The organism is Faecalimicrobium sp. JNUCC 81, from assembly GCF_053667625.1.
In genome coordinates this window covers 2,702,624-2,724,665 of the sequence record NZ_CM132203.1, presented here as the reverse complement: position 1 = coordinate 2,724,665, position 22,042 = coordinate 2,702,624, and the positions used below count along the sequence as shown (strand labels likewise).

The window sequence follows — 22,042 nt, the reverse complement described above, 5'->3', positions numbered from 1 at the left end:
TATATATCTAAATTACATTTTTGTATAATTTTTCAATAATCTGATATAATGATTAGCCTCTCTTAATACGTGATCTGCAAGAAGAGGAAGTATTATAGATTTTATTTTACATTGATCAAGTCCAGCTGTTCCTGCTTGTTTAAAATCTTTAAATTGAATTGTTTGGTTTAGAGTTTCATTTGTAATACTATTTATTGTTACATTTGTCATGTTTTTTGCTTCTTCAATCAAATCTTCGTATTCATTAGCAAAATCATCGGAAGTTTCAATTAAATTATTTTCAGAAGGATCAAGTAAACCTCTAATAAATAATGCATGTTCCATCATGATTTGATCCCAAAATAGCTCTGTTTCTCTTATATCCATAGAATCAATGTCAATTCTATTTTCTAAATCATCTATTAAAGAAAGATATAAAATTGCTTCACGAGTTATGTGATCAATAAGTAGAGGATAATTAACTGTAAATAGATTACAAGATAACACACCATTTAATACTCTTCGTTTAAAATTAATAAGGCCATTAAGAAGTTTCTTCGCATTAGAGTTAAGTCTTTTTACATAGTCTACCATTTCAGAACTAACCTGAGGATTTCTTCCACTGTGTAATCTTGCCTCTGAATTAGTTATATTTTGATTTATCTCTATACCTGTTAAATTTTGTGTTTTTTGCTCTGTGCTTAATGTGTAATCAGTAACAATTTCTCCAGATTCTAAAACATCAGGTCTAATTACACCATTACTGGCACTTACTGTATATGATAACAGTTTTTCAAACTCCCTTTTATAATGATCAGCTTCTTTAGCAAGGTTCGAGTCTTTAGGAGTAAATCCAGCCTCTAAAAAAAGAGAATGCTCTTTCATAATTCTTGAAAAAAACAAGTGAAGTTCAAGTGATAAAATAACATATTTTTGATCGCTTAACATATTTTCTCCTCCTAAAATAAAAAATTTGATTTCATCATGTCCCAACGATATGACATTTGATATCGTTTAAGTCAAATCCGTTGCTTAAAATGTCCTATTTTACATTATTTATTAAGGTGATATATTGTGCATGTCAACACAAAAATAGGTTTAAACTTTAAGTTTAAATCCATTTTCTTTAAGCCAATTTTTTTTAATTATATAATCAGGGATAATACTTTGAACTAAAGACCAAAATTTATTAGAATGATTCATTTCTCTAAGATGGCAAAGCTCGTGAACAACTACATAATCAACTATGTCAATAGGGGCAAGTAGTATTTTGTAATTTATATAAATATTACCTAATGAAGAACAAGTTCCCCAAGTTGATTTTTGATCTTTAACTTTAAAACTTTTATAAGAAACATTTAATTTTTTTGAATAAATGTTTATGCGTTCGTTAACAATAACAGTTCCATACCATATTAACCATTCTATAAAAAGCCTTTTAAGCTCTTTATTTTGTTTATCAACGGACATAAATGTAGGAACATAAGCTATAAACTTATTTTTATCAAATTCTAATTTACAATTAATAATCTGGTTACTTTTAATAATATTTAGAATATAATTTTCTCCAAGGAAAGGTAGTTTACTATTATCTTCAAAACTTAGATTAACTTCCTTAACTTTTTTATTTTCAAATTCTTTTAATTTATTAAAAATCCAATTAGATTTAGATAAAACTAAATTATGTATTTCTTTATCAGATACATATGAAGGCGATAAAACTTCAACAGTATCAGGATATTTTATTTTAATAGAGATACTTTTTTTAGGCTTTGTTCTTTTTATATTATAGTTTATAAAAGTATCTTTATATTTTATCTTATGCAAATTAAAACCTCCTTAAATTAATAATGTATATAATATTACTTTCTATGTTATTATTATATAATATAAACTTTAAGGAGAGAAATACATGAATTATATAAAAGTAAATAACAAATATGAAGTATTTGTTAAAAATATAGGTATAAAACAAAGATTTGAAAAATTAATTACTAAATCTGTAAATGTGACACAAGAACAATTAAAAGAATGTAGAGAATTTGCTCTAAATGAATCTAAACACTTTGATAAATATAAAAATTTAATACCTAAAGAAATAAAAAATAAAGAATTGCAACAAGAAGTATTAGAACAAAGAATATTTGTAGAGAAAGTTTCTGAATGTGGATTTTTAAATTACTTAATGAGTAAGGGTATAGATGAAAGTGTTATAAATAAGAAAAAGATAGCTATAAAAACAGCAATAGCAAAAGAAATACACACTAGACTTATAATAGATAAAGACGAATTTGAAAATAATAAAAGTAATTATTATGTAGGTGTTCATTTAAATTTAGAAATGGAAGATAAAAAAGATAAAGTAAAAAGACATTTAATAAAAGATTTATATAATATAGAAAAAGTACAGATTTTTGGATACTTAGATTACAAATTTATTAATGAACTTAAATATGAGACTATAAAAAACAGAGATGGAAAAAAAGAGCACAAATTCTTTACTAAAAAAGCACATGATTATAAAAGTAAAAAAGAATATGCAAAATTTTTAGATACTGATTGTAAATGGTATTACCTTAATAGATTAATGCCAATAGATAACATAATTAAAAATCTAAAATAAATAAAAAAGAAGCATTTTTGCTTCTTTTTTATTTTATAAAATTTAAATTTTATATTAAATCATTCTTTAAAGAAGGAGAAACATACATGAAGAGTTAATATAATAAATTTAAGAGAAATATATCAAGAGGTGATTGATATGTACATAATAATTGCAGGATGTGGGAAATTAGGTTCTAGTATTGCAAAGGAATTTTTAGATGATGGACATGATGTAGTAATAATAGACAAAGATAAAGAAAAGTTAGAATCACTAGGAAAAGGTATAAATGCGCTAAGATTAGTAGGAGTGGAATATGATATAGATATATTAAGAGAAGCAGGAATAGAGTATTGTAATCTATTTTTAGCACTTACACAAAATGATAGTATTAATATAACCGCCTGCAAAATTGCTAAAAAAGTATTTAATGTAGATAAAGTAATTGCAAGGGTTGTAGATATGAATAAAGAACACATATATACATCATTAGGGATTAATTATATAAGCCCAATTAAGCTTGGGATACAAGAATTAAAATCTAGAGTATAAGAGGGAAGATATGAAAGTTATAGTTATAGGGGGAGGCAAGGTAGGATTTTATCTTGCTAAAAATTTAGTTAATAGAAAGCATAATGTAACACTTATAGAAAAAGATAAAAATTTATGTAATAAAATATCAAAAAAAATAAATACAGATATAATACATGGCGATGGTACTGATTTAGATGTATTAAGAGATGCAGAAATAGATATAGCTGATGTAGTGGTAGCTGCAACAGGTAAAGATGAAGAAAATCTAGTTATTTGTGAAGTTGCAAAAGAGAATTTTAATATAAAGCAAACCATATCGAGAATTAACAATCCTAAAAATCAAGAAGTATTTAAAATGTTATCAGTAGATAAAACAGTTTGCAGTACGGAAGTTATTAGCAACTTAATAGATTGGGAATTTGAAAATGAACAAATTAGAATACTTCAGATTTTTGAAAGAGGAAATATGGTTTTAGTAGAAATTTATATAGATAAAAATATTTCTTGGTGTAATAAGTTAATAAAAGATTTAGTAATGCCACTAGATTTTGTAATTGTTTATATATACAGAGATTCTAATGTGATATATCCCAAAGGAGACTTATTGCTAAAAGATAATGATAAAGTAGTAATAGCAACTGATAGTGAAAATATAAAAAGTAAAAGTCAGTTTATTTACTCTAAATTAGAAGAAGCTTTATATATATAAAGGAGCTTTAGCATGTTGAAATTTAAAAACGTTTTGCTTGGGATTGTAAAGGAAATAGGATATATAATCTTGTTATTACTAGCGTTGTTATTTATGACTTCGTTTATGTAAATGGAGGATTTCATGCGAAGAAGTAAAAGAAATAGTAGAGATTTAAAAGTAATCAGCTATTATACAGGGTATATAGTAGTTGGTAGCTCATTTTTTATGTTAATACCAATGATAGTAGCTTTATTATTAAATGAATATGAGCCATTAATGGATTTTATAATAAGTATAAATATAGCGTTTATAGTTGGATTTTCACTTATGGCAATTGGGAAAAATAATAAAAACAATACATATATGGAATGGAAGCATGGTTTGGTAACTGTATCCTTATCATGGTTAATACTTACGATACTAGCTGCTATTCCACTGTATTTGAGTGGCCATATGCTATCTTTTTTAGATGCAATATTTGATATTATGAGTGGGTTCACAACAACAGGAGTATTTTTAATACAAGATTTAGATCATGTAAGTATGAGTTTAAATATGTGGAGACACACAATAACATTTTTAGGATCACAAGGAATGGTAGTTCTTGCAATAACTTTTTTAACTAAAAAAACTCAAGGTGCTTATAAAATGTATGTGGCAGAAGGCAAAGATATTGAATTATTACCAAATACACATAATACAAGTAAACTTATATGGATTATAAGTTTATTATTTTTATTAGTAGGAACTTTTATGCTTTGGATAAATGGTATGCAAATAGGATTATCTCCCGTTAGAGCTTTGTACCACGGTTATTGCATAATATCATCAGCATGGAGTACATCAGGGTTTGCTCCAATGAGTCAAAATATAATGTATTATCATAGCTTTTCATATGAAATAATAGCAACTATATTTTTAATGTTAGGTTCAATAAATTTTGGACTTCATTATTGCATATGGAGAGGTAATAATAGGGAAATCTATAAAAATATAGAAATAAGAACATTTTTAATTACTATATTTTTAGGAGTATTTTTATTAACAAAGGGGCTTAATAATCTTAATTTATATCCAGATTTTATATCAACATTTAGAAAAAGTGTATTTACTCTATTATCAGCACATACAACTACTGGATTTATGAGTGCATATACAAGTCAGTTTGCATATGAGTGGGGCGATTTTAATATTTTAGTTTTGTCAATAATTATGCTAATTGGAGGAAGTGCTTGTTCAACTGCTGGAGGATTTAAAATACTTAGATTAGCAGTTGTATTTAAAGGGTTTATAGCAAGTATTAAAGAATCATTAGTATCAGAAAGAAGAATAAAAACATTTAAATTTCACCATATAAAAGACCATGTACTAGATAGTGAAATTGTTAGATCTAGTGCAATAATAATACTTTGTTATCTAATTTTATTTTTAGGTGGAGTATTATTAGCATGCTTTTATAATTATCCACTAAATCAATCGATATTTGAATCAGCATCAATGGCAGGAAATGTTGGATTATCTATAGGTATAATTGAACCAAATATGCCTATTATTTTAAAGATTTATTATATATTTGCTATGTATGTAGCAAGATTAGAATTTATGGCAGTATTTGTACTTATAGGATATTCATTTGAAGGGATTAAGAAAATATGCATGAAATGATAAAGAAAATATTGATTTTAATAAGCACATTTATTTTTGCAATATATCCAACTAAATCAGGTGCACAAAATATTAATATAAATGACTTAATTACAAATGCTAAGGAATTTAATCATAAGATTATTAGTGTAAAAGGTGAAGTAATTGGAGAATCATTGAAAAGAGATGGGTATGGATGGGTTAATATAAAAGACAGCACAAATGCTATAGGTGTATATATGAAAAATGAAGATATAAAAAATATAAAAGTATATGGTGGATACAACAAAATCGGAGATAAGCTTGAAGTCGAAGGTGTATATAATAAAGCTTGTAGTGAACATATGGGAGATACTGATATACATGCAATTAAAGTAGATATTATAGAGAGTGGAATTGTGACAGAGCCAGATGTACCTAGTTATAAAATATTAATAGCGGTAGGTTTAATAATGATTTCATTTTCTGTTAATTATATATTATATAAAAAACATAAATAGGAATTTAGATAGCATCCATAAAAATGGGTGCTATTTTTTATAAAAAAATTGTCGGAAAAAATAGTTTAACAAGAAAAATAAAATTAAAATATTAATATGCTTAACACTTAGAATGAAAGTGTATAAAAATTATAAAAAAGGTTAGCTATACTAATTTTTAATAAAATTAATATGAGGATATAATTAGTTATACTAAACTTTATAAAAATTAATAAAAACTTTTTTTTTCAAAAGTTGAATAAATGTGTAAAACACTGAACTTTAACTTTTATATAAAAAAATAAAAAAATATAAAAAAATGGTTGCAAAAAAAAATATAGAATGTATAATTAGATTTGTAAGTTTAATAAAAGTAAATAAAAAAGATAGTTATAATAAGTTTGATGACATAGATTATTAATAAAGGGGGATTTAAATGAAAGATATAGAATCGGAGGAAATACCTCTCTTATACAACTTGAAAAAATATTCAATGAAGGATATATCATGCTTTGATGTACCAGGACATGTAAAGAATCAAGGTGTTAGGATTTTAAATAATTATTTTGGTGACGATTTAATGAATATGGATATAAATTCATCTCCAAGAATGGATAATGTATCAAATCCCAAAAGTATAATAAAAGAAGCTCAGGAATTACTAGCAAAAGCATACAAAAGTGATAAAGCATTTTTTATAACTAATGGAACAACAGGAGCAATACAAATAATGATTTTATCTACAATAAATCCAGGAGATAAAGTGTTGTTACCAAGAAATATACACAAATCAGTTATAAATGCACTTATATTAAGTGGAGGAGAGCCAGTATTTATAGATCCAGAGTTTAGTAATGAACTTGGTATTAGTTTAAATGTTGATGCTAACAAGATTAAGAAAGCATTAGACGAAGTAAATGACATAAAAGCAGTATTTTTATTAAATCCAACTTACTATGGAGCATGTTGCGACTTAGAAGAAATAATTAAAGTTTGCAAGGAAAAAAATATCTTAGTATTAATTGATGAGGCACACGGTGCACATTTTCCGTTTAATGAAGAACTTCCAACATCAGCTATGGAACTAGGAGCACACATGAGTGCTGTAAGTATGCATAAAAGTGGAGGCGCATTAACTCAAGCATCAATGCTTTTAATAAATAAGGATATTGAGGCAGATAAAATTCAGCAAATTATAAATATGCTTCAATCAACGTCAGCATCTTATTTGCTTATGTCAAGTATTGATGGTGCAAGACATAATTTAGTAAAAAATGGTCAAAGTCAATTACTAAATGCAATAAAACTAGCTAGATATGCAAAGTCTAGGTTAAATAAAATTAATAATATAAAAGTTTTATCAAAAGAACTATTAAAAAACAAAGGTGTAGATTATATTGATGAAACGAAATTATGTATAAATGTATCGAATTTAAGTTTAACAGGATTTGAAGTTTATGACTTACTTTACAAAGGATTTGATATTCAAGTGGAACTGGGAGATATAAATAATATACTAGTACTTATATCGCTTGGAACTACAAAAGAAGACGTAGATAAACTTATAAATGCAATAGAAATAATTGCTTTAATAAGTTCAAAAAATGTAAGTAAAGGTGCGATTAAAATAAAACAAATAAATCCAATTATAAAGATGAACCCAAGAGAAGCTTTTTATTCAAAAAAAGAAAGTGTAAATATTGATGATTGTGTTAATAGAATAAGTGGTGAAAGTATAATGGCTTACCCTCCAGGAATACCAGTAGTTGCACCAGGAGAGCTAATTACAAAAGAAATTATTGATTATATAAAACTACTTAAAGATAGTAATGCATACTTATGCGATATGAAAGACAAAAATTTAGAAACAATTTTAGTTATAAATTAAGATTAGATATTTAGGAGAGTGAGAGTTATGAAATTTGAAACATTAGGACGTCATATATTAGTTGAATATTACAATTGCGATGAAGAGCTTTTAAGAGACCCAAAACTAATAGAAGAGTTTATGAATAAGTCAGCATTAAATGCAAAGGCAACTATAGTAGATTCAGTTTTCCATCATTTTAATCCATGGGGAGTATCAGGTGCGGTAATAATAGCTGAGTCTCATTTAACAATACATACATGGCCAGAATATGGATACGCATCAGCAGACTTCTTTACTTGTGGAGATATAGATCCGTGGAAAAGTTTTGAATTGTTAGAAGAACTTTTAAAAGCAGAAAGAAGCGAATCAACTGAAATACCTAGAGGATTAACGACTAAGATACAAAAATTTGCAAAAAAAGATTTAGGCACAATTACTCATAAGCCAGAAGCTATATAAATAAAAATACCTAAAATTCACTGCGTTCATATCGCCAACTAATTAACTTCACATACGTTTAGGTAATTTCGTTGCTCAAAATAACGCTTGAAAAATAAAAATAAATTTGGACTTATATTTTACCATATATATATAAATCGCGCAAATAAGTGCAGGTAAAATTCACTACGTTTAAGCTACTGTGTGGGCGATATTATTCACATCATCGAAACGATTAGATTCACATACATATTGATAATTGTTTTGATAAAAATGACGCTTAAAAATAGAAAATATAAATAAATTTGGAGGAGCTATTATGGAACTTTGGTACACAGAAGAGTGGACTGATAATGTACGTTTTTCGATAAAAGTAGATAAGCATTTATTTAGTGATAAATCTGATTTTCAACAAGTAGATGTGTTTGAAAGTAAAGAATTTGGAAAATTTTTAACACTTGATGGGCTTATGATGGTTAATTATAAAGATGAATTTATATACCATGATATGATAGTTCATACACCTATGGCTACTAATATGAATATAAAAAATGTATTAGTTATAGGTGGAGGAGACGGAGGTACGGTAAGAGAACTTACTCGTTATCCACAAATAGAAAAGGTAGATATGGTTGAAATAGATAAAATGGTTGTAGATGTATCTAGAAAATTTATAGATATATGTGCATGTAAATTAGATGATAAAAGAGTGAATCTTTACTACGAAGATGGTGTAGCATTTGTTAAAAATTCAAAAGATGCATCTTATGATTTAATAATAGTAGATTCAACTGATCCAATAGGACCTGGAGAAGGATTATTCTCAATTGATTTCTATAATGATTGCTATAGAGTGTTAAGTGAAGACGGAATACTTGTAAATCAAAATGAAAGTCCTTATTTTGACTTTAACGCTAAAGAAATGAAAAGAGCAAATGAAAAAATAACTAATTTATTCCCAATAGCTAAAGTTTATCAAGCTCATATACCAACCTATCCATCAGGACATTGGTTATTTGGATTTGCATCTAAAAAGTTTGACCCAATAAAAAATCAAAATAGAGAAGCATGGGAAAAATTAAACTTAAAAACTAAATACTATAACAGCGATATACATGTAGGTGCATTTATGTTACCTCAATATGTGAAGGATATGTTAAATGAAAGTAAATAATTTTTCTCATATAAACACTTTTATGGGAATGGATTCAAGTTATGATGAAGCTGATGTAGTAGTTTATGGAGTTGGATTTGATGGAACTACTTCTAATAGACCGGGAACAAGATTTGCAAGTAGCTCTATGAGACCTGAATTTTATGGGCTTGAAACATATTCTCCAATGCTAGATTTAGATCTGGAAGATTTCAAAATTTGCGATATTGGAGATTTAGAATTAAGTATTGGAGATACTAAAAAAGTATTAGATGAAATATATAAAAGTACTAAAGAAATAGTAAGTGATAAAAAAGTACCCTTTATGATAGGTGGAGAACACTTAGTTACACTACCTGCATTTAAGGCAGTTTATGAAAAATATGAAGATGTATGTGTACTTCATTTCGATGCCCATACAGACCTTAGAGAAGAATATAACAATAATAAAAATTCACATGCAACAGTAATAAAAAGAGTATGGGATTTAGTTGGAGATAATAGAATTTACCAATTTGGAATAAGATCTGGAACTAAAGAGGAGTTTGACTTTGCGTTAAAACAAAATCATACTTATATGGAAGTTGGAAGTATAGATACATTTAAAGATATAGTAGATAGCTTAAATGGAAAGAGAGTTTATTTAACAATAGATTTAGATGTATTAGATCCATCAATATTCCCAGGTACTGGAACTCCGGAGCCTGGAGGAATAACATATAGAGAGTTTCAAAATGTGTTTAGTATATTAAAAAATGGAAATATAAACTTAGTGGGATGTGATATTGTAGAGCTTAGCCCAGACTATGATAATACTAATGTATCTACAGTAACAGCATGTAAGATATTAAGAGAGTTATCACTTGTATTATGTGATAATATAAACAAATAGATAAGGATGGTGGTTAAAATGGCAAGACATTTATTTACATCAGAATCAGTAACAGAAGGGCATCCAGATAAAATATGTGACCAAATATCAGATGCAATATTAGATGAATTATTAAAGAAAGATCCACTATCAAGAGTTGCTTGTGAGACTACAGTAACAACGGGGCTTGTATTAGTAGCGGGAGAAATAACAACAAAAGCGTATGCTGATATACCTAAAATAGTAAGAGAAACAGTAAGAGAAATAGGATACGATAGAGCAAAATATGGATTTGACTGTGACACTTGTGCAGTTATAACTTCTATAGATGAACAATCAGGGGATATAGCTATGGGTGTTGATGAAGCATTAGAAAATAGAGATGGACAAACAGCAGAAGATGAAATAGAAAAAGTAGGTGCAGGTGACCAAGGTATAATGTTTGGTTTTGCTTGTAACGAAACAGAAGAATTAATGCCACTTCCAATATCTTTAGCTCATAAATTAGCTAGAAGATTAACAGAAGTTAGAAAAAATTCTACATTAGATTACTTAAGACCAGATGGAAAAACTCAAGTAACAGTAGAATACGAAGGAAATATTCCAGTAAGAGTTCATACAGTACTTATATCTACTCAACATGGAGAAGAAGTAACTAGTGAAACAATAAGAGAAGACTTAATAAATCATGTAATAAAAGCAGTTATACCAGCTAATTTATTAGATGAAGAAACTAAGATATATATAAATCCAACAGGAAGATTCGTTGTTGGTGGTCCTCAAGGAGATACAGGCCTTACGGGAAGAAAAATAATAATAGATACTTACGGAGGATACTCAAGACACGGTGGTGGAGCATTCTCAGGAAAAGATGCTACAAAAGTTGATAGATCTGCAGCTTACGCTGCAAGATATGTAGCTAAGAATATAGTTGCAGCTGGGCTTGCTGACAAGTGTGAAATAGAACTTGCATATGCAATAGGTGTAGCAAGACCACTTTCTATATTTATAGATACGTTTGGAACTGGAAAAGTATCTGAAGAAATATTAGTTAAATTAGTTGAAAAGAACTTTGACTTAAGACCAGGTGCAATAATAAGAGACTTAGACTTAAGACAACCAATATTCAAAAGTACAGCAGCTTATGGACACTTTGGTAGAACTGATATAGATTTACCATGGGAAAGAACAGATAAAGCTGAGTTATTAAAAGTTCAAGCATTTTAAAAATAATAAATAAAAATATTTAAATAAATAATTATAAGAATCTCATTTATTGAAGGTTAAACACTTTGATAAATGAGATTTTTATTTGGATTAAAAGCATGTATGCAATAAAAAGCTTCATAATGAATATAATATCTTATTACGTTTTTAGTTTTGAATTCATTTCATACTAAAATTATATAAGTATTAAAATAGGAGGTAAAAATGGAAATTAGTCTATGTATGATAGTAAAAGATGAAGAAGAAGTAATAGAAAGATGTTTAAATTCTATAAAAGAAGTTGTGGACGAAATTATCATAGTAGATACTGGTTCTAGAGATAAAACTATAAATAAAGCAAAAAATATTGGAGCGAAGGTATATGATTTTAAATGGGTTGAAGATTTCTCAAAAGCTAGAAATTTTGCATTTTCAAAGGCTACTAAGGATTATATAATCTGGATGGATGCAGATGATGTACTAAATAAAAGTGATATAGATAAATTTAAATTATTAAAAGAAAGTATAGATGAAAGTATAGATTCAGTAACTATGAATTATGTATTGTCAGTTAATAAAAATGGAGAAATTACAAGCTCTTTAAAAAGAAATCGATTAGTAAAGGCAAGTAATAATTTTAAATGGGTAGGTAAAGTTCATGAATATCTTGATGTAAGAGGAAATATAATCCATTCAGATATAAATATAATTCATAAAAAAGAAAAGGAATACACTAATAGAAATTTAAAAATTTATGAAAAACTAGTATCTACAGGAGAGAATTTTTCAACTAGAGATATTTTTTATTATGCAAATGAACTTTATGATAATAGACTTTATGACGATGCAATAAAACAATATATAAAATTTTTAGATAAAAAAGATGGATGGGTAGAAGATATTAAAGCAGCATGTTCTAAATTAGCAGATTGTTATTTATACAAAGGTGATAGCGAAAATGAGTTAAAATATATTTTAAAATCTTTTGAATATGATATACCAAGAGCTGATTTTTGCTGTAAACTAGGACGCAAATTTTTAAATGAAAATAAATTGGATGCAGCAATTTATTGGTATGAATGTGCAATAAATTTATCACCTCAAAAAGATAATATGAGTTTGATTAATCATGATATGTATACATTTTTACCGATGATACAACTTTGTGTATGCCATTATAGAAATGGAAATATTAAAAAATCGTATATGTATAATGAAATGGCTTCCAAATATAAGCCAGAAGATGTGTCAGTAAAATATAATAAAGAATTTTTTAAAGATAAAATTGATAGAGATATAATTGAAGAAGTTGAAAAATTTTTAAACACTATGAATAAATCCTAACTAGAGACAAAAACTAAGTAAAAATACTTAGGAGGTAATTTTATGGATTTTAATAATGATAATATGATAGGAAATTTACCTAAAAATATAAATAAAGAAGTGCCATCACCAAATGCAGATGCAAAAAAAATAACAGCGGTAGTAAAACACTCTGGAGAAATTGTAGGGTATGAATTATCAAATGGTCAGAGATTGACTAAAGAAGAAGGTATTCAAATGGCTAAAGATGGAGAGATATTAGGAGTAGGAGTTCCAACTAGAAAAGGGAATGAGTACTTAAGAACTCTACCAGATGAAAAAGAAAACAATAATTTAAGTAACCTGCCCTCTATAACAGAATAATATGTATAAAAGGTGGTAGTTATATAACTACCCCTTTTATATATTAAAATAATCAAAATACATATCTATTTTGAATTAATATAGTTTTCAATGAATAAATTTAATTTTTGATTACCATATGATTTATATTTATTGGCTAAATATAATACATTAGATTTATCTTCCTCCAAACTAAATACTCTTAGATAGTTAAAAGTCTCTAAGTAGTCGATTAGTATACTATATAAGTTGCCTATTTTTGCTTTATACTCTAAATCTGATGAAGAATTATATAATTCTCTAAGTTCTAGCAAATCAGCAATTATATGGCTTTGATATACACTAACTTGTCTATCTAAATATTTTATTTCACTTGGTACTTCAGATCCATCATAATCTGGATTGCTATTTAAAAATTTTTCATATCTATTTAATACTATATCTAAATTATCACGTAACGAAGTTATTCTATTTATTTCTTCATTAAAATCTATTATTGAAGTTGCAAAGCTAAAGTTTACAGAAAGCAAAAAGCATATAATAAAAATCATAATAAATTTTTTCATATAATTACTCCTTTTTTATATTTTAAGTAAAAAAAGTATAATTATTCAGTAATATATTTTGATTTGAAATAATTTTATAGTTATACATAAATAGTATTTCCTATTAAAAAAACTAATAGTATATTGATAATTCTCTACTAGTAGTTTTTTAAAATTATAGTTTAAGGTATTTAGGCATTAGTATTGTTATTAATTAATAATTGTAATTTTCTATCAGCACTTGATTTATATTCATTTGCTAAAAATAACATGCTTGCTTTATCTTCTTCTGTATAAAACAATCTCAAATGTATCAAAGTTATTAAGTATTGAGTTAATATACTATATAATCTAGCTATTTTTGCTTTATCTTTTAAATCCACTGTAACTGAATATAAATCTCTCAGTTCTGATAGATCAGATAATACGTGACTTTGGTATACACTCAGCTGTCTATTTAAATACTCTATTTCACTTGGTTCTTCATAACCATCATAATTTGGATAGTTATTTAAGAATGTTGTGTACCTATCTAACAATGTATCTAAATCATTGCTTAAATTAATTACTTTATCTATTTGAGTATTAAAATCTATTTTTGAATTAGCAAAACTAAAATTCGAAAAAAATAAAAAGAAAATAATAAAAAGTATAGTGAATTTTTTCATATAACTGCTCCTTTTTTATATTTTAAGTAAAAAAAATATAATTATTCATAGATAGATTTTTATAAAAAGTAGCAAATATTGTAAACGTAAATTAGTTATAATAATAAAATGGTAATAGCGAATTTTTTATAAAAATGATATTATAAAAAGATAAATATATTAAGTAAGGAGACAACAAGATGGAAATGAATATACTTATAACTCAAGAAGCAAAGAAAGAATTAGATAAATTATTAGCAACGAGTGATAAAAAATGCATAAGAATACTTACAAGATGTATAACAATGACTTCAGATGCTAAGCTAGATTTTGAATTAGACGAACCTAAAATTAGTGACAATTTATATGATGTAGATGGGTATAAAGTAATAATAGATAAAGCACTAGATTCTCAAATGAATTATATAACAATTTCATATGGAGGTCTTTTAAGTAGAGGACAATTTTGTGTAGAAGCAGATTTTTGTTTCTATTATTAATTAGAAAATAAGTAATAATGAAAATATTTACTTATAAAAGAAGGGAAAATTTATGAAAAAAATATTAGTCCTAGCAGAAAAACCTTCAGTAGGAAGGGATATTGCACGTGTATTAGGATGTAAAAATGAAAAAAATGGATATATAGAAGGACAAAAATATATAGTAACTTGGGCACTAGGTCATCTTGTTACATTAGCAGATCCTGAAGGATATGGAGAAAAGTATAAGTCTTGGAATATAGAAGATTTGCCAATATTACCAAAACATCTAAAGACAGTAGTAATTAAAAAAAGTAGTAAACAATTTAATACTGTAAAGTCTCAAATGAATAGAGATGATGTATCTGAAATTATTATAGCAACAGATGCAGGACGTGAAGGAGAGCTTGTTGCAAGGTGGATAATAGAAAAAGCACACGTTAAAAAAACTCTTAAACGCCTTTGGATTTCATCAAGTACAGATAAAGCTATAAAGGAAGGCTTTAATAAATTAAAAGATGCAAAGGAATATGATAATTTGTATGCTTCAGCGATAGCAAGGTCAGAAGCAGACTGGATAGTGGGAATAAATGCAACTCGTGCACTAACTACAAAGCATAATGCACAACTTTCTTGTGGTAGAGTTCAAACTCCAACAGTTGCTATGATTTTAAAAAGAGAAGAAGAAATAAGAGACTTTAAGGCAAAAGATTACTATGGAATAAGCTTAGTAGCTACAAAAGGAAATATAGATGTTAAATTTATGTGGAATGATAAAAATAATAGTAGTACAAGCTTTAATGAAGAAAAAATAGATAATATAATAAATAAGGTAAAAAACAAAGATTTAAAAATATTTAATGTTAATAAAGTTCAAAAGAAAAAGTATGCACCATCACTTTATGATTTAACAGAATTACAGAGAGACGCAAATAAAATTTTTGGTTATTCAGCAAAAGAAACATTATCTATAATGCAAAAGTTATATGAACATCATAAAGTACTTACTTATCCAAGAACAGATTCTAGATACTTAACTAGTGATATAGTAGAAACTTTGGCTGACAGAGTAAGAGCAGTTAATGTAAGTGACTATTCAAGGGTATGCAATAAAATATTAAAAAATAAGATAACTTCAAATAAGTCATTTGTAGATAATTCAAAGGTAAGTGACCATCATGCTATTATACCTACAGAAGAAAGAGTATTCTTAGGAGATTTAAGTGATAAAGAAAGAAAAATTTATGACCTTGTAGTTAAAAGATTTTTATCAGTACTATTACCTCCTTATGAGTATGAGCAAACTTCAATAATTGCTCAAATAGAAGGAGAAACTTTTACAGCCAAAGGAAATAAAGTTATAAACTTAGGTTTTAAAGAAACTTATAAAGATAGCGATGATGAAGAATTGATTTCTATACCAAATATAAATGAAAAAGATATATTGAGTGTAGTTAAAATAAACAAAACTAATGGAAAAACTAATCCACCAGCATATCTAAATGAAGGAACACTTCTAACAGTTATGGAAAAAAATGGATTAGGAACAGTGGCGACTAGGGCTGATATAATCGAAAAGTTATTTAATTCTTTTTTATTAGAAAAAAGAGGAAAAGATATACATGTAACTTCTAAAGCTAGACAATTATTAGAATTAGTACCAACAGAATTAAAAACTCCAGAATTAACAAGTGATTGGGAAGCTAAGTTATTAGATATATCAAAAGGAAAGTTAAATAAAAATAGCTTTATAAATGATATGAAAAATTACTCAAAAGATATTGTTAGAGAAATAAAAAATAGTGACTCTAAATTTAAGCATGATAATATTACTAAGAATAAATGTCCAGAATGTGGAAAGTTTATGCTTGAGGTTAATGGTAAAAGAGGTAAGATGTTAGTTTGTGAAGATAGAGAATGTAATACTAGAAAAACTGTATCACAAACGACAAACTCAAGATGCCCAGTTTGTCATAAAAAACTAGAGCTTCGTGGAGAGGGTGAAGGTAAAACTTTTGTATGTAGCTGTGGACATAGAGAAAAGTTAAGCTCATTTAATAAGAGAAAAGCAGAAGAAAAAAATAAAGCATCTAAAAAAGATGTAAATAAATATTTAAAGAACCAAAATAAAAATGAAGAGGTATTTAATAATCCTTTTGCAGAAGCTTTAGCTAAGCTTAAAAAATAAATATAAAAATAAAGACTATAGATTTAAAAAATCTATAGTCTTTTATTTTGAAAATAAAAAGTAATGTATAGACACAATTGTATTAAAATCAAAAATATGTAGAAAAAAGTAAAAAAATAATGTATACTTAGTTTTAGTACTAGGTAATAGTAATAAAAGTAAGGAGTAATATATGAAGAATAAGAAAAAAATAGCAATTATAATTATATCAATAATAACTATACTGTTTTTAACAGTATCTTATGTAGTAGGATATTTAGTTTATGATGGATCAGTTGGATCTGAACAAAGTATAAAAAATGAAGAAGTTTTAGAAGTATTTTCAAATAGAGAAAATAAACCATTAGATAGGCTTAAAAATTATAAATATGAAGATTTATCTATAAAATCACCAAAGAATGGATATGATGTAGAAACAAAGTTTATAAAGTCAAATATTAAAACAGACAATACAATTATATTAGTACATGGTATAGAAAGCTACTACTATGAATATTTAGAGAAAGCCTTTGAATATCTTGAAAGAGGATATAACGTTGTAATATATAATCAAAGACATACAGGAAACACTGGAGGGGATGATTATACATTTGGTTTATACGAAAAGTTTGATTTAGATAGTGTAGCTAAATTTGTTAAAGAAAGATATCCAAAAGGAAAATTAGGAGCTCATGGACATTCTATGGGAGCAGGAACAGCTTTAATGCATTCTAAAATAAATGAAAAAAATAAGTATGTAGACTTTTATATAGTAGATTCACCATATCATGAAATGGAAGATGCTATAAGATTAGGAATAGAAGCTGAAAATATACCACTTTTACCTATTAGCTATGCAAAGTTTATGGGTAATTTATATACACAAATGAAATCAGGATTTAGTTATGACGATGTAAAGCCATATGAAGCAGTTAGGGATATAACTGTACCAATATTTTTAATACACGGTAAGGAAGATAAAGTATGTGCACCTGAAAGCAGTAAAATAATATATGATAATATACCTCATGATAAAAAAGAGCTTTGGTTAATAGATGGAGTTCAACATGTAAATGGATATGATATATTAGGAGATGAATATTTTAATCGAATATATTCATTTATAGATAAATATGTTTTTAAAAAATAAATGTCGATATAGATAAAAGTACCTTTAATTAGGTACTTTTATTAGTTTATAAATAAAACTATGTTATAATTTATGCATAGAAATTTTATTATAATTAGGGGGAATTTTATGAAACTAAAGAAAAATATTTGTGCAAGTATAGTTATTAGTGCTATTGCTTTTAATGGCATAGTTCCATTATCTTATGCAAATGAAAATAATGAGTATCAAACATATCAAAAATCAATACCAAAGATATACCAATCTTATAATTATGCTCCAGAAGAAGTGCAACAAGATTTAGAAGAGTTATCTAGTATTAATTATTTCAAACTAAAAACAGATTCAAATTACGAAGTTGCCCTGGCTCATGTAAATGGTTCGTATACATTTGTAGAAGGGACTGATACTTTAGATAATGCAGTGAATATAGCTAATAGTTTAGAAAATGAATATGTATCTCAAAATATTATACCAACTGTTATAAATAGTGAGGGTATGGTAGCATATACAACAAACTCAATAGGGCGCATCGTTAAAATAGGAGAAGGGATATCTCAAGATTCAATGAATTACACAACAAATGTGTATCCAAATGCAAATAAGTCAGATGCTCATACATATATAAATCATGGATTTATAGACGATGTACCGGTAATAGAAGAGACTGCAGATATGGTAAAAGTAGAGATATCAGGGTATACAGGTTGGATAGAAAAAGCTGACAAAGATGGTGTTAATATAGTATTACTACCTATAAATCAAGCCAAGAATCTAAGTTATTATGAAAATGTAAATGGGCAACTAAACCACTATATAAGTTCTAATGTAGAGGGTAATAATGGAAGCAAAAGAAGTATAGGTAAAGCGCCATCATTTATGGTATCAGGGAAAAGATATTATAGTTATGATGGAAACTATTTCTATACTGATATAGAAAATTTAATATCTGATGCAAAATCAAATAATCATAACAATGCAGTAAATAGTAATAATCCATATTATAATTACTATCAGTATCTATCAGGAAGAAGTAAATCATCATACAGTGCAGATGATATAAATAAATACTTTGAAAGCAAAACTCCAGTAGATAGTGTATTAAAAGGAGCTGGGAAATATTTTATAAAAGCTCAAAATAAATATGGTGTTAATGCATCTTATATGATTGGTATAGCTATGAATGAATCGGCTAGAGGTAATTCAAAACTTGCTAAGGAAAAAAATAATATATTTGGATTAAATGCTAAAGATTCTAGTCCTCAAGATGCAAAGAAATTTGAAAGCATAGAAGTGTGTATTGATGAATTTGCTAGAGATTGGATGTCAAATGGATATTTGAATCCAAAAAGTTATAAATACTATGGAAGTAACGTAGGAAATAAAAATTTAGGAAATAATGTAAAATATGCATCAGATCCTTTTTGGGGAGAGAAGGCAGCCAGCTTTATGAATGAAATGGATGTTTATTTATCTTCGTTAGGTATAAATGATGATTATAATAGATATAGACTTGGTGTATTTAATACATCAACATTAGTAAACGATAAAAATGGGAAAAATTTATATAATGCATCAAAAGGGCATGTTACAATAATTTCTGATAATCGTGGATCAAATATAGAAATAAATCCAGATAGAGTGATACCTTCAAGTGTAACTAATTCAATACCAGGAAGTCATGATTTTACAGTTAAAGGATATGTGGGACAAGGTAGTATAAACACTATAAATCAAGCAAAATCTAACCTGATTATAGATGAAATAAAAGGTGAAAATAGATATGAGACAGCAGGCCTTATAGCAGATCATCAAAATTATAAGACAGCAATATTAGTCAATGCTGATAATACAGTGGCAGATGGTTTAAGTGCAAGTGGTTTAGCAGGTGCTACAAATGCTCCTATATTATTAACAAAAACGGACTCAATACCAAATGATACTATGTCAAGACTTAAAGGAGTTAATAAAGTTTATATTATAGGAAGTACATCAGCCGTAAGTAAAGCTGTAGAAGATAAATTAAAATCAGATAGTATACAAGTTGTAAGACTTGGAGGAATAGATAGATTAAAAACTAGTTATGAGGTAGCTAATGAGATAAAGAAAATAAAAAATATTGATAAGGTATTTTTAGTTAATGGATATAAAGGTGAAGCAGATGCAATGAGTGTATCATCTGTTGCGAGTAGAGATGGAGTACCAATCATATTAACAAATGGTAAAGATTTAACTTATAATACAAATAATGTACAAAACTATGTTATAGGTTCAACATCAGTAATGGATCAGTCTATAGTAAGTAAAACTAAAGCAACTAGATTAGGCGGATTAGATAGATATGATACTAATCAAGCAGTAGTTGAAAAATTCTATAAAGGTACAAATGAATTTTATATATCTAAAGGGGATATTTTAGTTGATGCTCTGACTGTTTCTCCTTTGGCAAAAAATTATCCTGTCATATTAGCTAAAAAAGGAAGCAATAAGTCTGTAGTTAAAAATGCAACTAAATTGATTCAATTAGGTGGTATGGATAATGAAGTTATTGATGAATGTATAAATATAATTAAATAGATTATAAGTTATTCAAATAAAAGAGGACCTATATATGGGTCCTTTTAATTATTTATATTGACAGACCTAAGATACTCTGTAGGAGAGAATCCATAAGCCTTTTTAAATGTATTTGAAAAATAATGTATTGAATTAAAACCTAATATATTAGATATTTCACTAATACTATACTTTGAGTCTTTTATTAATTCTTTGCCTATTTTTAACTTTAAAGTATTAATATAAGCTTTCGGTGTAGTATCAAGATTACTTCTAAAGAGAAGATGAAGCTTGGAAGTGCTAATATTAAATTCATCACACACTATCCTAATATTTATATTTTCATAAATATTTTTGTTAATAAACTTTAATATATCATCTAAAAGAGTGTCGTCATAAAATTGCTGAACCCTATTTTTAGGCTTAATTAAAGATTTTTCTATATTCATACTAAGTATAGTTAAAATAAGTTGTTTTAAATGACAGATTATAAGTTCATTTTTATATAAATTATCAGAATGTAATTCATCCATAAGACTATACATAATAGAATGAAGTTTTTTATTACAGGTAAAAACTTTATTAGAAAGAAGATATATATCTTCAAAATTCATATCAAAACTCAGAGTAAGGTAAGAGCAGGATTTATTTTCATCAGTATATTGGCTATGATACTGATTAGGAGAATAAAATAATATGTCACCCTGTTGTAATTTAAATTCTATTCCATCAACATTTGTATATAAAACACCTCTATCTACAAATGTAAGTTCCCAAAAATAATGTTTTTCTCCTTTAAATAAATAATTAACTGGCTTTTCTTGATAAAATTTTGTATATATTTTATCTATAGATATAGTAGGAATAACTTCATTATAAGTATAAGGATTCTCTAACAAAATATAATTTGTAGATTTATTATCTAAATATAATTCGAGTTGGCAGTCTTTAGATATAGGTATGAAATTGTAAAAAGTGCCTTTTTTTAATAAAATCTGTTTGTTTAGTATGTAAGAGTTTAAATTTATGCCAGATAAATTATCAGATACAACAATAAGAATAACTCCTTTTATAAGTCTAACATATGTATCTTCAGATGAAATAAATAAATTATCTATAGATTTAGATTTAAGTTTTAGAAAGATTTTGTCTTTAGAAGTTAAAATATTTGAGGGAAAATTAGATATTGTACTTCCGTATTTCTCAAATGTTAAGCATGCAGTTTGTTTAAACATTTTAAATCCTCCTTTTTGAAAATATATATTAATAATATGTTACAAGATATTTCAAGAAAATTCAAAATAAATAACAAAAAATTATAAAAACATTAAAGAAAATTACAAATACAAAAAATGTATATAGTACTACAATTATAGTTAATAAAAGA

General features: G+C 26.6%; 21 protein-coding genes. 16 read left to right on the top strand and 5 right to left on the bottom strand.

The window, feature by feature from the left end; all coding sequences use genetic code 11:
• Window positions 1-12 precede the first annotated feature (12 nt).
• Together JNUCC81_RS13640 and JNUCC81_RS13635 are read right to left on the bottom strand one after the other, a co-directional pair.
• Window positions 13-927, bottom strand: a complete 915-nt coding sequence (locus tag JNUCC81_RS13640) for a DUF2935 domain-containing protein (protein WP_454093982.1) — start codon at window positions 925-927, stop codon at window positions 13-15.
• A gap of 150 nt (window positions 928-1,077) precedes the next feature.
• Window positions 1,078-1,806, bottom strand: coding sequence for a M48 family metallopeptidase (locus JNUCC81_RS13635; protein WP_454093981.1), 729 nt, complete (start codon window positions 1,804-1,806; stop codon window positions 1,078-1,080).
• Between the two features lie 85 nt (window positions 1,807-1,891).
• Between JNUCC81_RS13635 and JNUCC81_RS13630 the strand changes: the two genes are divergently transcribed.
• The 12 genes from JNUCC81_RS13630 to JNUCC81_RS13575 all read left to right on the top strand — a co-directional run bounded on the left by JNUCC81_RS13630 (window position 1,892) and on the right by JNUCC81_RS13575 (window position 13,153).
• Window positions 1,892-2,602: a hypothetical protein gene (locus tag JNUCC81_RS13630; protein ID WP_454093980.1), complete on the top strand. Its 711-nt coding sequence runs from the start codon at window positions 1,892-1,894 to the stop codon at window positions 2,600-2,602.
• Window positions 2,603-2,740: 138 nt separating this feature from the next.
• A complete protein-coding gene (locus JNUCC81_RS13625; protein WP_454093979.1) occupies window positions 2,741-3,133 on the top strand; it encodes an NAD-binding protein in 393 nt (130 codons plus the stop codon).
• 10 nt (window positions 3,134-3,143) lie between these two features.
• Complete coding sequence (locus JNUCC81_RS13620; protein WP_208333693.1) at window positions 3,144-3,824, top strand: potassium channel family protein; 681 nt, start codon at window positions 3,144-3,146, stop codon at window positions 3,822-3,824.
• Window positions 3,825-3,947: 123 nt separating this feature from the next.
• Complete coding sequence (locus JNUCC81_RS13615; protein ID WP_454093978.1) at window positions 3,948-5,471, top strand: TrkH family potassium uptake protein; 1,524 nt, start codon at window positions 3,948-3,950, stop codon at window positions 5,469-5,471.
• Window positions 5,459-5,950, top strand: a complete 492-nt coding sequence (locus JNUCC81_RS13610; RefSeq protein ID WP_454093977.1) for a hypothetical protein — start codon at window positions 5,459-5,461, stop codon at window positions 5,948-5,950. The genes JNUCC81_RS13615 and JNUCC81_RS13610 overlap by 13 nt, the downstream gene beginning before the upstream one ends.
• Before the next feature lie 415 nt (window positions 5,951-6,365).
• Window positions 6,366-7,817: an aminotransferase class I/II-fold pyridoxal phosphate-dependent enzyme gene (locus JNUCC81_RS13605; RefSeq protein ID WP_454093976.1), complete on the top strand. Its 1,452-nt coding sequence runs from the start codon at window positions 6,366-6,368 to the stop codon at window positions 7,815-7,817.
• A gap of 27 nt (window positions 7,818-7,844) precedes the next feature.
• Complete coding sequence (gene speD, locus JNUCC81_RS13600) at window positions 7,845-8,258, top strand: adenosylmethionine decarboxylase (protein WP_454093975.1); 414 nt, start codon at window positions 7,845-7,847, stop codon at window positions 8,256-8,258.
• 298 nt (window positions 8,259-8,556) lie between these two features.
• Complete coding sequence (gene speE / locus JNUCC81_RS13595; protein WP_454093974.1) at window positions 8,557-9,411, top strand: polyamine aminopropyltransferase; 855 nt, start codon at window positions 8,557-8,559, stop codon at window positions 9,409-9,411.
• Window positions 9,398-10,282 (top strand): agmatinase, encoded by an 885-nt coding sequence (speB, locus tag JNUCC81_RS13590; protein WP_454093973.1) that lies wholly within the window; start codon window positions 9,398-9,400, stop codon window positions 10,280-10,282. Before speE ends, speB begins: the two co-directional genes overlap by 14 nt.
• A gap of 18 nt (window positions 10,283-10,300) precedes the next feature.
• On the top strand, window positions 10,301-11,488 hold the full coding sequence (gene metK, locus JNUCC81_RS13585; protein WP_454093972.1) for a methionine adenosyltransferase: 1,188 nt from the start codon (window positions 10,301-10,303) through the stop codon (window positions 11,486-11,488).
• A gap of 204 nt (window positions 11,489-11,692) precedes the next feature.
• Window positions 11,693-12,811, top strand: coding sequence for a tetratricopeptide repeat-containing glycosyltransferase family 2 protein (locus JNUCC81_RS13580; protein ID WP_454093971.1), 1,119 nt, complete (start codon window positions 11,693-11,695; stop codon window positions 12,809-12,811).
• Window positions 12,812-12,853: 42 nt separating this feature from the next.
• A complete protein-coding gene (locus tag JNUCC81_RS13575; protein ID WP_454093970.1) occupies window positions 12,854-13,153 on the top strand; it encodes a DUF3892 domain-containing protein in 300 nt (99 codons plus the stop codon).
• A gap of 65 nt (window positions 13,154-13,218) precedes the next feature.
• Here the strand turns inward: JNUCC81_RS13575 and JNUCC81_RS13570 are convergent, their stop codons facing one another.
• A complete protein-coding gene (locus JNUCC81_RS13570; RefSeq protein ID WP_454093969.1) occupies window positions 13,219-13,698 on the bottom strand; it encodes a hypothetical protein in 480 nt (159 codons plus the stop codon).
• A gap of 170 nt (window positions 13,699-13,868) precedes the next feature.
• Complete coding sequence (locus JNUCC81_RS13565) at window positions 13,869-14,345, bottom strand: hypothetical protein (RefSeq protein WP_454093968.1); 477 nt, start codon at window positions 14,343-14,345, stop codon at window positions 13,869-13,871.
• 179 nt (window positions 14,346-14,524) lie between these two features.
• On the opposite strand from JNUCC81_RS13565, the gene JNUCC81_RS13560 reads away from it, so the two are divergent.
• The 4 genes from JNUCC81_RS13560 (at window position 14,525) to JNUCC81_RS13545 (ending at window position 20,676) form a co-directional block, all read left to right on the top strand.
• Window positions 14,525-14,824 (top strand): hypothetical protein, encoded by a 300-nt coding sequence (locus JNUCC81_RS13560; RefSeq protein ID WP_208334806.1) that lies wholly within the window; start codon window positions 14,525-14,527, stop codon window positions 14,822-14,824.
• A 52-nt stretch (window positions 14,825-14,876) separates the two neighbouring features.
• A complete protein-coding gene (locus JNUCC81_RS13555; protein WP_454093967.1) occupies window positions 14,877-16,991 on the top strand; it encodes a DNA topoisomerase III in 2,115 nt (704 codons plus the stop codon).
• A gap of 172 nt (window positions 16,992-17,163) precedes the next feature.
• A complete protein-coding gene (locus JNUCC81_RS13550) occupies window positions 17,164-18,120 on the top strand; it encodes an alpha/beta hydrolase (RefSeq protein WP_454093966.1) in 957 nt (318 codons plus the stop codon).
• A gap of 108 nt (window positions 18,121-18,228) precedes the next feature.
• Window positions 18,229-20,676, top strand: coding sequence for a cell wall-binding repeat-containing protein (locus JNUCC81_RS13545; RefSeq protein ID WP_454093965.1), 2,448 nt, complete (start codon window positions 18,229-18,231; stop codon window positions 20,674-20,676).
• A gap of 44 nt (window positions 20,677-20,720) precedes the next feature.
• Here JNUCC81_RS13545 and JNUCC81_RS13540 read toward each other — a convergent pair whose 3' ends face one another.
• Complete coding sequence (locus tag JNUCC81_RS13540) at window positions 20,721-21,890, bottom strand: AraC family transcriptional regulator (RefSeq protein WP_454093964.1); 1,170 nt, start codon at window positions 21,888-21,890, stop codon at window positions 20,721-20,723.
• Window positions 21,891-22,042: the final 152 nt, after the last annotated feature.